This window comes from Apibacter sp. HY039, from assembly GCF_004023655.1.
GTDB classification, from domain to species: domain Bacteria; phylum Bacteroidota; class Bacteroidia; order Flavobacteriales; family Weeksellaceae; genus Apibacter; species Apibacter raozihei.
This window is the reverse complement of the sequence record NZ_SAYM01000001.1, coordinates 533,391-545,869: the sequence shown is the minus strand read 5'-3', so window position 1 is coordinate 545,869 and position 12,479 is coordinate 533,391. Positions and strand designations below refer to the sequence as shown.

12 protein-coding genes are annotated in these 12,479 nt (G+C 32.8%); 9 read left to right on the top strand and 3 right to left on the bottom strand.

Annotation, left to right across the window (positions count from 1 at the left end; genetic code table 11):
• Nucleotide 1: 1 nt before the first annotated feature.
• The 3 genes from rlmB to EQ921_RS02425 form a co-directional block, all read right to left on the bottom strand.
• Nucleotides 2-745: a 23S rRNA (guanosine(2251)-2'-O)-methyltransferase RlmB gene (rlmB, locus tag EQ921_RS02435; protein WP_128330421.1), complete on the bottom strand. Its 744-nt coding sequence runs from the start codon at nucleotides 743-745 to the stop codon at nucleotides 2-4.
• 178 nt (nucleotides 746-923) lie between these two features.
• Nucleotides 924-1,541 (bottom strand): ribosome biogenesis GTP-binding protein YihA/YsxC, encoded by a 618-nt coding sequence (gene yihA / locus EQ921_RS02430; RefSeq protein ID WP_128150863.1) that lies wholly within the window; start codon nucleotides 1,539-1,541, stop codon nucleotides 924-926.
• Nucleotides 1,542-1,546: 5 nt separating this feature from the next.
• Nucleotides 1,547-2,311, bottom strand: coding sequence for an alpha/beta fold hydrolase (locus EQ921_RS02425; RefSeq protein WP_128150861.1), 765 nt, complete (start codon nucleotides 2,309-2,311; stop codon nucleotides 1,547-1,549).
• Between the two features lie 186 nt (nucleotides 2,312-2,497).
• On the opposite strand from EQ921_RS02425, the gene mraZ reads away from it, so the two are divergent.
• Genes mraZ through murG form a run of 9 tightly spaced genes read left to right on the top strand, consistent with a single transcriptional unit; the run spans nucleotide 2,498 to nucleotide 12,476 of the window.
• Complete coding sequence (gene mraZ, locus EQ921_RS02420; RefSeq protein WP_128150858.1) at nucleotides 2,498-2,965, top strand: division/cell wall cluster transcriptional repressor MraZ; 468 nt, start codon at nucleotides 2,498-2,500, stop codon at nucleotides 2,963-2,965.
• Complete coding sequence (rsmH, locus tag EQ921_RS02415) at nucleotides 2,952-3,866, top strand: 16S rRNA (cytosine(1402)-N(4))-methyltransferase RsmH (RefSeq protein WP_128330420.1); 915 nt, start codon at nucleotides 2,952-2,954, stop codon at nucleotides 3,864-3,866. Before mraZ ends, rsmH begins: the two co-directional genes overlap by 14 nt.
• On the top strand, nucleotides 3,850-4,200 hold the full coding sequence (locus tag EQ921_RS02410) for an FtsL-like putative cell division protein (RefSeq protein WP_128150854.1): 351 nt from the start codon (nucleotides 3,850-3,852) through the stop codon (nucleotides 4,198-4,200). The genes rsmH and EQ921_RS02410 overlap by 17 nt, the downstream gene beginning before the upstream one ends.
• Nucleotides 4,193-6,157 carry a penicillin-binding protein gene (locus EQ921_RS02405; RefSeq protein WP_128150852.1) on the top strand — a complete coding sequence of 655 codons (1,965 nt, stop codon included), beginning with the start codon at nucleotides 4,193-4,195 and terminating at the stop codon, nucleotides 6,155-6,157. The genes EQ921_RS02410 and EQ921_RS02405 overlap by 8 nt, the downstream gene beginning before the upstream one ends.
• Nucleotides 6,154-7,614 carry a UDP-N-acetylmuramoyl-L-alanyl-D-glutamate--2,6-diaminopimelate ligase gene (locus EQ921_RS02400; protein ID WP_128330419.1) on the top strand — a complete coding sequence of 487 codons (1,461 nt, stop codon included), beginning with the start codon at nucleotides 6,154-6,156 and terminating at the stop codon, nucleotides 7,612-7,614. The genes EQ921_RS02405 and EQ921_RS02400 overlap by 4 nt, the downstream gene beginning before the upstream one ends.
• Nucleotides 7,615-8,838: a phospho-N-acetylmuramoyl-pentapeptide-transferase gene (gene mraY, locus EQ921_RS02395; protein ID WP_128150848.1), complete on the top strand. Its 1,224-nt coding sequence runs from the start codon at nucleotides 7,615-7,617 to the stop codon at nucleotides 8,836-8,838.
• A 1-nt stretch (nucleotide 8,839) separates the two neighbouring features.
• Nucleotides 8,840-10,174, top strand: coding sequence for a UDP-N-acetylmuramoyl-L-alanine--D-glutamate ligase (gene murD, locus EQ921_RS02390; protein ID WP_128330418.1), 1,335 nt, complete (start codon nucleotides 8,840-8,842; stop codon nucleotides 10,172-10,174).
• Nucleotides 10,175-10,189: 15 nt separating this feature from the next.
• Nucleotides 10,190-11,383: an FtsW/RodA/SpoVE family cell cycle protein gene (locus EQ921_RS02385; protein ID WP_181951013.1), complete on the top strand. Its 1,194-nt coding sequence runs from the start codon at nucleotides 10,190-10,192 to the stop codon at nucleotides 11,381-11,383.
• Nucleotides 11,370-12,476, top strand: a complete 1,107-nt coding sequence (murG, locus tag EQ921_RS02380; protein WP_128330417.1) for an undecaprenyldiphospho-muramoylpentapeptide beta-N-acetylglucosaminyltransferase — start codon at nucleotides 11,370-11,372, stop codon at nucleotides 12,474-12,476. Before EQ921_RS02385 ends, murG begins: the two co-directional genes overlap by 14 nt.
• Nucleotides 12,477-12,479: the final 3 nt, after the last annotated feature.

Sequence of the window (12,479 nt, the reverse complement as noted above, 5' to 3'; positions counted from 1 at the left end):
ATTAACGATTATTTGACAAATTTTGTCTGACTACTTCATAAAGAAAAGCTCCACATGCAACAGAAACATTTAAGGATTCTGTTTTGCCATAAACAGGAAGTTTTAATTTACTATCAGCATTTTTGAGTAAATCCTTGGAAATCCCCCTTTCTTCATTTCCCATAATAATAGTTAATGGCAAAGATAATTCATCATCGTATATAAGCTTATCTGTTTTCTCAGTAGCACACACAATTTTTATTCCACTTAGCTTTAAAAAGTCTAATACTTTCAATAAATTTTTTTCTTTGCAAATTTTCAGATTAAAAATAGCTCCTGCAGAAGTTTTTATTGAATCGGAATTTATGGGAGCTGTACCCTCTTCAGGAATAACTATGGCATCTACACCTACTATTTCTGCAGTTCTGCAAATCGCTCCAAAGTTCCGTACATCAGTAAGATGATCCAGCATTAATATAAAAGGCATTTTACCTTCATCAAACAGCTGAGGCACAACATCTTCAATACTAAAAAACTGAATAGGGGAAAGAAAAGCACAAATTCCCTGATGATTCTTCCGGGTTAGTCTGTTTAATTTTTCTATAGGAACGTATTTAATATGAATACCTGCCTGAGAAAATTTTTGTTTTAATACCTTAATATTTTCTCCTAATAAACCATTTTGCAAGAAAACCTTATCAAAAGTTTTACCTGCCTCTAGAGCTTCCATTACCGGATGAATGCCAAATATAAAATCCTTTTCCATTTAGACAAATATACTAATAACTTGAATTAAATAATACTATTTATGTAGGAAAGTCGTTTTCTGAAAAACAAAACTAACATATTTAGCCTAGTACGAAGTAACATAAATTTTATCACATTCTAATTGAAAATATTTCAGGATGTTGATAAGATATCAGAATTTAAAACCTATCTGTTTTTTAAAAATATACCTTATTTCTAATTAACATCTTATTGGTATCTTCTATATAAGACAAAATTTCTTCCTTACCAATCTTTTTTTCTGATGAAGTTTTAAACATCTCTGGAAGTTCATCCCAGTTTTTTCTAAGCTCTTGAGAGTATTTTTTAAAGTTGTAAGAAAATTCTCTTTGATTAATTTTATCAATTTTAGTAAAAACAATGGTAAAAGGAATTCCTTCCTCACCTAACCAATTAATAAAATCTAAATCTATTTGCATAGGTGAATGCCTACCATCCACTAAAATGAAGAGATTCACTAAATTCTTTCTTCCTAAAATGTAATTTTCAATCATCTTTGAAAATGAAGCACGGTCACTTTTAGAAACTTTAGCATAACCATAACCTGGTAAATCAGTTAAATACCAATTATTATTAATGATAAAATGATTAATTAATTGGGTTTTACCAGGAGTAGATGACGTTTTAGCCAATCCTTTCCTACTGGTTAGCATATTTATTAAAGAAGACTTTCCAACATTAGATCTTCCAATAAAAGCATATTCAGGCTTGTTATCCTCCGGACAATCATCTAAATATTTACTACTTTTAACAAATTCAGCTGAAAGTATATTCATTCTTATTATTTTTTATTTTCTTTCAGCCAATTAAACAATAACTGATTAAATTCTTCTGGTTTTTCCATCATTGCCGAGTGACCACATTTATCAACCCAGAATAATGTTGAATTTGGAATAAATTCATCAAATTCTTCAGCTACTTCCGGAGGTGTAACATTATCTTGCTTTCCCCATATAATACAGGTGGGCTGAATAATATCTTTTAAATCTTTCGATAAATTATGCTTGATTGCACTTCTCGCGATATGTATGGTTTTTATGGCTTTTACTCGATCGGTTACTGTTTCATACACCTGATCAACTAATTCTTTGGTGGCAACAGAAGGATCATAAAAAACTTCTTCCGCTTTTTTCTTTATGTAATCATAACTTCCCCTTCTGGGATAAGTATCACCAAAGCTTCTTTCATACAATCCTGAACTGCCTGTTAAAACCAGAGCATCCACATAATGAGGCTTTTTCAATGATATCATTAAAGCTAAATGTCCTCCTAATGAATTTCCAATAATAATAGAAGGTTCTTTAACCACTCTTCTCAGAAAACTTATAACATAATTAGTAAGACCTATTATATTTGTTTTTAATGGAGGTAAAGAATATAATGGAAGTTCAATCGAGTAAACTTTATATCCGTTTTTGGAAAAAAAATCTACCTGATCCTTAAAATTACTTAATCCACCCATTAATCCATGTAATAAAACAATAGGTTTTCCTTCTCCTGCCTCTGTATATATGAATTTTTTTTCTCTACGAAAGTTAAAAATCATTGGTTAATCTTAAAGCTTGTGTATAATTGCAAAAGTACATCATTTTTACCAAATAATAATATATTTTAATAATACTTTACTAATTAAGCCATTGAGTTTCTTTTCGGCCTGAAATTTGAAAGTTATCAACAAAAGTGGGTAGAAGTGGAGGAAAGTGGATTTTATTTTTTATTTTTGATGATTATTATGGTTAACTTTATAGGAACATATGAATGCACCCTTGATTCAAAAGGCAGAATGCTTCTTCCGTCAGGACTTAAGAAGCAAATAGATAGCCTTTTGCATGAAGGTTTTGTCCTTAAAAGATCTGTCTTCCAACCTTGCCTGGAACTTCATCCAATGTGTGAATGGAATATTACCATGAATAAAATAAACAAACTTAACCGTTTTGTTAAAAAAAACAATGACTTTATAAGGCAATTCACAGCCGGCCTGAAAAATGTGGAAATAGATACTAGCGGAAGACTTCAGGTAAGTAAAGATTTGATTCAGTTTGCCAAACTTGAAAAAAATATTGTTGTTGCTGCATCTATCAACGTGATTGAAATCTGGGATAAATCACTTTACGAAAATGCAGTATGTGTTAATGATGAAGACTTTGCCCTGCTGGCAGAGGATGTAATGGGAAATATCTCTGAAGATGAGCTATCATAATTCTGTATTATTAAATCAAAGCGTTGAAGCCTTAGTACATAATCCGGATGGAATCTATGTAGATTGCACTTTTGGAGGAGGTGGTCATTCAAGGCTTATTTTGGATAAACTTTCTGAGAAAGGAAAATTGTTTGCTTTTGATCAAGACTCAGATGCCATACAAAATACAATTGAAGATTTTCGTTTTACCCTGATACAACAAAATTTCAGGTTTATAAAAAATTTTCTTCGATTTTATAAAATAGAGCAAATTGATGGAATATTAGCCGATTTAGGTGTTTCTTCGCATCAGTTTGATATTCCTGAAAGAGGTTTTTCAATACGTTTTGAAGGCCCTTTGGATATGAGGATGAACACCAGCCAGCCTTTATCCGCTAAAGAAATTATAAATACCTATACTGAAGAACAGCTGGCAGAAATATTCTATTATTACGGTGAACTCTCACAGTCCAGAAAAATCGCAAAAGAGATAGCTTCAAAAAGAAATGAACAATCAATTGAAACTACTGATCAGTTAAAAGAACTATTTAAAAATACGATTCCTCAACATAAACAAAATAAATTTTACGCACAATTATTTCAGGCGTTGAGAATTGAAGTTAACGATGAACTAAGTTCACTTAAAGAACTTTTAACACAAAGTTATGAATTACTCAAACCTGGTGGAACCCTGGTATTTATTTCATACCACTCTCTGGAAGACCGTTTGGTAAAAAAATTCATTAAAACCGGTTTATTTGAAGGTGAACCAGAAAGAGACATCTTTGGAAACTGGCACAAACCATTTGATTTAGTTTCATCAAAAGCTATAATTCCAGCAGAAAATGAAATTATGGAAAACCCAAGAGCCCGCAGTGCAAAAATGAGAATTGCAATTAAAAGAAATGGCGAGAAGAAGTAAAAATAAAAATAGAACCCGAACTTTATCAGATATACTGAGAGGGAAATTTTTAGTTGAAGGAGATGCTTTTTCAGCTTGGAAGTTTATACTCTTTATTGTGGTTTTATCACTTATATCTATCTCTTCTTCTCATATAGTTGATGAAAAAGTAGTAGAAATATCTTCTTTGAAAGAGAAAGCAGAAGAATATAAAGCTAGATACGCTTTAATACACAGCAAATTAATGAAATTAAAAGTTGAATCTGAACTAGAAAATATGGTAATCGCAGACTCACTTTTTGCTTTAGATAAACAACCATATAAAATTTTGGTACCTAAAACTGAAAATGAATAAAGAACGAAAAAACATATTAGCCCGGGCTTATCTTGTTGCCGCATTTATCTTATTATTTGCAGTACTTGTATTTGCACGTCTAATCTTTATTCAGACTCATGACACAGAGAAATATAAAAATCTGGCCCAGACAACTAATTTCAGAAATGTTGAGGTAAAAGCGGCTCGAGGCAATCTGTATGCTTCAGACGGAATTCTTCTAGCCACTTCAATAACCAAATATGATATTTACCTGGACATGAAAACTATCCGAAATGAATTATATCAAAACAATGTCACAATTCTTTGCGATTCGCTTCAAAAAATGTTTGGTAAACCCAGCCATTACTATTATAAAGTGCTAAACGAGGGAAGAAGATCTAAAAATCAATACATGAAACTAGCTAAAGGGCTAGACTATGAGCAATTTGCCAGATTAAGAAATTTCCCTATTTTGAATAAAGGTCAAAATAAAGGTGGTTTTATTGTAGAGAGAAGAATTGAAAGAATAAAAACAATTACCGGATTTGGAAACCGTACATTAGGTTTTGATAATGAAAAAGGAAAGTCTGGTCTTGAAGGTGCTTTTTCATCCTATCTAAAAGGTAAAAACGGGCGGGAGATTCAACAGAGAATTAACCAGAAACAGTGGAAACCTATTAATATAGAAATGGAACCTCTGGATGGGGATGATGTTTACACTACCATAGATATGAGAATTCAGGATATTGCTTATTCTGCTCTTCAGGATCAACTGGAAAAATCAGAAGCCAATCATGGATGTGCTGTAGTTATGGATGTTAAGACAGGTAAAATTGTAGCCATGACTAATTTACAAAGAACCAAAAACGGAGATTACGATGATCTCAGAAATTTTGCTGTATGGGAAGCTGCAGAACCTGGTTCTACCTTTAAGTCTATATCTATGCTTGCTTTGTTAGATGACGGATACGTTGGCCCTGAAACAACTGTCGATATAGGAACCGGCTCATGGAATTATTACAAGCATGTAGTCCGAGACGATCATGGGCACGGTACGATTACTCTTTCACAGGTACTTTCACAATCCAGTAACGTTGGGATAGCAAAAACAGTCACCAAATATTACTCTAAAAATCCAAAAGATTTTTTAAATAAAGTTAATTCTTGGGGAATCAATACTAAAACGGGAATAGATATACCAGGAGAAAGCTCTCCTTTCATTCCTAAATATGATAAAACATGGAGTCCTGTAACGCTTGCATGGATGTCTTTCGGATATGGAGTAAAATTAACCCCTTTGCAAATACTTACTTTTTATAACGGTATAGCGAATAATGGTGTATTAATGAAACCACAGCTATTAGATAAAATAGAAAGAAAGGGAGAAACGGTGAGAAAATTTACACCGGAAATTTTAGATAAAAAAATGGCATCTGAAAAAGCGATTTCAGATCTAAAAAAAATGCTTACTTATGCTGTTGAAACAGGAACTTCACGAAGTATTTACACTCCTAACTTATCAATGGCTGGAAAAACCGGAACTGCCCAAGTAGAATATTGGAATAAAGGTAAAGGAAGACTCTATCAGGCTTCGTTTTGTGGATTCTTTCCGGCAGAAAATCCGGAATATTCTTGCATTGTCGTAATAAATAAACCCAAAAAAGGCTTTTACGGAGCACAAGTTGCTGCTCCTGTATTTAAAGAAATTGCAGGTAAAGTATATTTAAAAAAACCATTAAACTTACCTAAAGAAGATAATACAAAACAATCTGTAAATATTGAAAGTCTGATAACTAAAGTTAATAAACCTACTATTAATACTGCAACAACACTGGTACCTAATGTAGTTGGTTATTATGGAAAAGATGCAATACCAGCACTGGAAAATTTAGGCTTAAAAGTCGTATATACAGGACAGGGAAAAGTTAAAGAACAATCAATCACAGGATATCCTCTGAAAAAGGGAATGACCATATATTTAAAACTTGGGGCATGAAAAAACTTTCAGACATATTATACAAAGTAGCTATTGAAAAAGTTATAGGAAATGTTAACATTCCTATCAATTCATTATCTTTTGATTCCAGAACAGTCCAACATGGCCACACTTTCTTTGCAATCAGGGGCTACGATCTTGATGGACACAAATATATTTCAGCAGCTACCGAAAATGGTGCTGTAGCAATAGTTTGTGAGGCACTTCCTGAAGAGCTGTATGATCATATAACTTACATTCAGGTAAAAGATTCATCCATAGCATTAGGAATTTGTGCATCCAACTTTTATGACAATCCTTCTGAAAAATTAACTCTAGTGGGGGTAACAGGTACTAACGGGAAAACAACCACAACCACTTTATTATTTAATCTTTTTTCACAATTTGGTTATTCATGTGCTCTGTTATCAACCATTGAAAATATAATAGGAGAAATAAAACTCACATCAAATCATACAACACCAGATCCGATTACCATCAACCAAATCTTATCGCAGGCGGTTGAAAATAATTGTAAATATGCATTTATGGAAGTGAGTTCGCATGGAATACAACAAAACAGATTAGCGGGTCTTACTTTTAAAATTGCAGCGTTCACTAACATAACCCACGATCACTTAGACTATCATAAAACTTTTGCAAACTACTTAGCTGCGAAAAAGAAATTTTTTGACGAATTACCTAAAACAGCAATAGCTATTACAAATATTGATGATAAGAATGGCTGGGTAATGTTACAAAATACATCAGCAAAAAAAGTTTCTTATGCTTTAAAATCCAATTCAGACTATAAAGGGAAAATTATAGAAAATCGGTTAGACGGAATGCTTTTACAATTTAACGGGCAGGAATTCTGGACTTCACTAGCCGGTAAATTTAATGCATATAATGAGCTATTAGCTTATGCAATAGCTATGGAGCTTGGTTTCGAATCCATCATAATACTTACTGAGCTTAGCAAATTACAAAGAGTAAAAGGACGATTTGAAACTTTCGTTTCTGATAATGGAGTTTTTGTAATTGTAGATTACGCACACACACCAGATGCCCTAAAAAACATTTTGGATGCAGTTAATCAAATTAGAACCAGAAATGAACAACTTATTACTGTTTTTGGTTGTGGCGGACACCGGGATAAACAAAAAAGACCGGAGATGGGAAAAATAGCAACTCAATTATCTGATTATACCATTATAACATCAGATAATCCGAGAGATGAACAACCCGATGAAATTATTAAAGAAATTGAAGCTGGTATAGAACCACAAAATACAAATAAGTATTTGTCTGTTTCCGACAGAAAACAAGCGATAAAAACTGCTATTAAAATAGCTAAATCTAAAGATATTATACTTATAGCAGGAAAAGGACATGAAAATTATCAAGAAATCAATGGTGAGAAATTTCCTTTTGATGATATGGTTATAACTCAACAATTATTAAAAAATATAAATTAAATGTTATATTATTTATTTCAATATTTAAATGAACATTACTACTTCTCCGGAAGCGGATTATATAAGTATATAACTTTTCGTGCTCTTGCGGCGGTTATTACCTCATTATTTATTTCCCTAATTATCGGGAAAAAAATTATTATAGCATTAAGAAAAAAACAATTAGGAGAAACTGTACGGGAACTAGGTCTTTCCGGACAAAAAGAAAAAGAAGGAACACCTACCATGGGAGGAGTGATCATTATACTGGCTACTTTAGTACCTGTATTATTATTCTGCCGTTTAGAAAATATATATGTAATTATTCTGGTAGTTTCTACAGTATGGATGGGTATTATAGGATTTTTAGATGATTTTTTAAAAATTCACAAAAAGAATAAAGAAGGTCTAAAAGGCAAATTTAAAGTACTTGGGCAAATAGGACTTGGTATTTTTGTTGGAGTTACCTTATATCTTAATCAGGATATTGTAATACGAGAAAAAATTGAAGATGTTCACAGTACGGAATTTACCAAGGATTTTTATCCTAATGAAAAATCATTTAAAACCACTATTCCCTTTTTTAAAAATAATCAGTTTGATTATGGTAAAATATTGACATGGGCAGGGGTAAGTGATGAAGAATCAGAAAAAATGGTTTGGATAATTCTCATCCCTATAGTTATAACCATTGTAACAGCAGTATCTAACGGCGCTAATTTAACTGACGGTATCGATGGCCTTGCCGCCGGAAGTTCAGCCATCATAGTACTAACTCTGGCTTTATTTGCCTATGTATCCGGAAATATCATGATGGCAGATTACCTTAATCTCATGTACATCCCTAATTCCGGCGAAATAGTTATTTTCTCTGCTGCATTTGCAGGAGCACTCATCGGATTCCTTTGGTATAATACGTATCCGGCCCAGGTATTTATGGGTGATACGGGCAGCCTTACCATTGGAGGTGTTATTGCTGTCCTGGCAATAGTATTAAGAAAGGAATTATTAATACCCGTATTATGCGGAATATTTTTAGTTGAAAACTTATCTGTAATAATACAAGTTGCTTATTTTAAATATACTAAGAAAAAATATGGAGAAGGAAAAAGAATTTTCTTAATGTCTCCCCTACACCACCATTTTCAAAAACTGGGATACCACGAAAGTAAAATCGTTACAAGATTTTGGATCGTAGGAATTATGCTGGCCATTATTTGTATAATAACTTTAAAAGTCAGATAACATGAAAAAGTTAGTAGTATTAGGTGGAGGCGAAAGCGGTATAGGAGCTGCTATTTTAGGAAAAAAAGAAGGGTTTGATGTTTTCTTATCTGATTCAGGCCCGATTAAAGAAGACTATAAAAAAGTATTGATTGAACGAGGGATCAATTTTGAAGAAAAAATTCACTCAGAAGAAATTATACTGAGTGCCGACTGGATTATAAAAAGTCCGGGAGTTCCTAAAAAAGCAGATATAATAAAAAAGATAAATGATAAAAATATACCGATTTCATCTGAGATAGAATTCGCATCAAGGTATACATCCGCTACTCTAATTGCTATTACAGGTTCTAACGGAAAAACTACCACTACCTCACTCACCTACCAAATATTTAAAACTGCTGGTTACAACACGGGATTAGCAGGAAATATAGGTAAAAGTTTTGCCTGGCAGGTTGCGGAAGACAATTATGAATATTATATACTTGAAATCAGCAGCTTTCAATTAGATGATGTTCAAAATTTCAAACCACATATAGCGATGGTTTTAAATTTAAGTCCTGATCATTTAGATCAGTATGATTATAACTATCAAAACTATGCAGATGCTAAATTTAAAATTACAGAGCATCAAAATGCAGAAGACTATTTCATCTATAATTTAGATGATGAAATGACAAAAAAATGGTTGATTGATAACAAAACTCAAGCAAATATAATTCCTTTTTCTTTAAAAGAAATTGTAGAAAAAGGAGCCTATAGTGACGAAGAAAATATATACATAAATATAAACGAAGACAAACTAAAAATGAAGATAAACGAATTAGCATTAGCAGGAAAACATAATGTTGCAAATTCTATGGCTGCAGGTATAGCAGGGAAATTGTCTAAAATTAAAAATGACTTTATTAAACAAAGTTTAATGGATTTTGAAGCCGTTGAACACCGCCTTGAGTTTGTCTTGAAAATTAATGGAATTAATTTTATTAACGATAGCAAGGCTACCAATGTAAATTCTGTTTACTATGCTTTGGAAAGCATGAAAACTCAGGTTGTCTGGATTGTAGGCGGTACTGATAAAGGTAACGATTATGCAGAGCTAATACCTTTCGTAAGACAAAAAGTCAAAGCTATTGTTTGCCTTGGACTGGATAACAGCAAACTTATTGAAACTTTTAAGGACATAGTACCCAACATGACGGAAACACAATCAATGAAAGATGCTGTAAACGCCGCTTACCTATATGGTAAAAAAGGAGATACAGTTTTACTTTCACCAGCATGTGCTAGTTTTGATTTGTTTAAAAATTACGAAGAAAGAGGAAAACAATTTAAAGAAGAAGTTAGAAAATTGTAATTACTTACAATAAACATGAGAAAAATAAAACAAAAATTTAAAGGTGACCCGATTTTATGGGCAGCAATATTTTTAATATCGCTGGCATCTTTCTTACCGGTTTATTCTGCAAGCTCAAATTTACAATATGTAGTTGGGCAAGGTTCGGTAATGGGGCACTTTGCAAAACATGCAGGATTTATAATGGTTGGCATCTGCATAGTTTTTATTTTTCAAAAGATTGATTACAAATATTTTGGAGGATTTTCCAAACTTTTACTCCCTGTTGTTATTTTTCTATTAGTTTTAACATTAATGCAGGGAAATAACATTGATGGTGCAAATGCTTCCCGTTGGCTCAAACTGCCAGGAGTTCCATTTGCTTTTCAAACCTCTGTTTTCGCTGCACTTATATTAAATATTTATGTCGCAAGATATCTGGATAGAAATAAAGATAAAGAAATAACATTTAATAATAGTTTCGTACCTATTTTATTACCTGTTTTCTTAGTAGTAGGACTCATATTTCCTGCAAATGGCTCCACCGGAATTATGATTTTTTTAATGGTGTTGGCGTTACTGTTTATAGGTGGTTATCCAATCAAAATATTACTATCAATAATTGGTGTGGGAATTATCGTAGCATTTATTTTCATTACGTTGGTTTTAAAATTCCCTGATGCATTTCCCAGCCATCGTGTACATACATGGAAAAGCCGTATAGAAAATTTTACAGGAGAAGATAAAGAAGAAAGCTATCAGGTACAACAAGCCAAAGCTGCAATTGTACAGGGAGGCATTATTCCCAGAGGACCAGGTAAAAGTGCATTTAAGCAATCATTACCGCAGTCTTCTTCAGACTTTATATTTGCTATTATTGTAGAAGAATATGGATACGGAGGCGTATTTATATGCTTTTTCTTATATCTGCTCATTTTATGGAGAATTATAGTAATAGCAACAAAAGTGGAACATATATTCGGTACACTTTTAGTCATAGGTGTAGGAATTCCCATAATATTTCAGGCATTTTCCAATATGGCTGTAGCTGTAAATCTCATTCCGGTCACCGGACAGCCGTTGCCTATACTAAGTTACGGAGGTACATCTATGTGGGTTACCTATATGGCTTTTGGTATTATTATAAGTGTAAGCAGGGAAATAGTACCAAAAAAAACAGAGCAAAACGATAATAAAACAAGTGAAGAGGTAAATTATGAAATCGCCTAAATTTTTAATAAGCGGAGGAGGAACCGGTGGACATATTTTCCCAGCCATTGCAATTGCGGATGAGTTGAGAAAACGACTTCCTGATGCGGAAATACTTTTTGTAGGCGCTCAGGATAAAATGGAAATGGAAAAAGTTCCGCAGGCAGGATATAATATCGAAGGCCTTTGGATTTCAGGCATATCCAGAACTTCAATTTTTTCGAATTTTAAATTTCCTTTTAAAATTATTTCCAGTTTACTTAAATCCAGAAAAATTATAAATAAATTCAAGCCAGATGCTGCTATAGGTACCGGAGGATTTGCATCAGGGCCAGCATTATATGCTGCATCCAGAGCAGGAATACCGACTTTTATACAGGAACAAAACTCGTTTCCGGGAATTACCAATAAAAAACTGGCGGCAAAAGCCTCAGCCATTTATGTGGCTTATGAAGGAATGAATCAATATTTTCCTGAATCAAAAGTTAAACTTACAGGAAATCCTGTCAGAACATCACTTTTTACAGACATTCCGGATACCCAGGAAGCAAAAAAAATATTAGGACTTAATCCCGGGAACTTAACAATTCTTTCTGTAGGAGGATCATTAGGTTCAAGAACCATGAATAAATTCTGGAAAGAAAATGCAATACATTTTGCTGAACAAAACATTCAAATTATATGGCAGACAGGAAAATTGGATTTCCCTACTCTATCTAAAGACAGTAGTCTGAAAAATAAAAATATCCATATCAATGAATTTATTAAAGATATGTCCAATGCCTATGCGGCTGCAGATATAATCATATCAAGGGCGGGTGCTATTGCCATTTCTGAATTATGTTTAGCTGGAAAGCCAACGATATTGATACCGTTTCCTTATGCTGCAGAAGATCATCAAACGAAAAATGCAGAACAGTTAGTTTCTAAAAATGCTGCAATTATGGTTAAAGATCAGGAAGTACCTGTTGTTTTATCAGAAAAAATTCAAAATTTAATTGATGATAAAAACATAAGAGAACAACTTAGCATAGAAATTCTTAAATTAGGAAAACCCCATGCGGTTAAAGATATAGTTAGCGACATACTTAAAAAACTAAAATTCGACAATTAAATA

Bases quoted from the DNA above. Each gene is read 5' to 3' on its own strand.
- murG (WP_128330417.1), top strand. From the start codon at position 11,370: ATGAAATCGCCTAAATTTTTAATAAGCGGAGGAGGAACCGGTGGACAT.
- EQ921_RS02400 (WP_128330419.1), top strand. From the start codon at position 6,154: ATGAAAAAACTTTCAGACATATTATACAAAGTAGCTATTGAAAAAGTT.
- mraZ (WP_128150858.1), top strand. From the start codon at position 2,498: ATGGTTAACTTTATAGGAACATATGAATGCACCCTTGATTCAAAAGGC.
- rsmH (WP_128330420.1), top strand. From the start codon at position 2,952: ATGAGCTATCATAATTCTGTATTATTAAATCAAAGCGTTGAAGCCTTA.
- EQ921_RS02405 (WP_128150852.1), top strand. From the start codon at position 4,193: ATGAATAAAGAACGAAAAAACATATTAGCCCGGGCTTATCTTGTTGCC.
- murD (WP_128330418.1), top strand. From the start codon at position 8,840: ATGAAAAAGTTAGTAGTATTAGGTGGAGGCGAAAGCGGTATAGGAGCT.
- EQ921_RS02385 (WP_181951013.1), top strand. From the start codon at position 10,190: ATGAGAAAAATAAAACAAAAATTTAAAGGTGACCCGATTTTATGGGCA.
- EQ921_RS02425 (WP_128150861.1), bottom strand. From the start codon at position 2,311: ATGATTTTTAACTTTCGTAGAGAAAAAAAATTCATATATACAGAGGCA.
- EQ921_RS02410 (WP_128150854.1), top strand. From the start codon at position 3,850: ATGGCGAGAAGAAGTAAAAATAAAAATAGAACCCGAACTTTATCAGAT.
- mraY (WP_128150848.1), top strand. From the start codon at position 7,615: ATGTTATATTATTTATTTCAATATTTAAATGAACATTACTACTTCTCC.
- yihA (WP_128150863.1), bottom strand. From the start codon at position 1,541: ATGAATATACTTTCAGCTGAATTTGTTAAAAGTAGTAAATATTTAGAT.
- rlmB (WP_128330421.1), bottom strand. From the start codon at position 745: ATGGAAAAGGATTTTATATTTGGCATTCATCCGGTAATGGAAGCTCTA.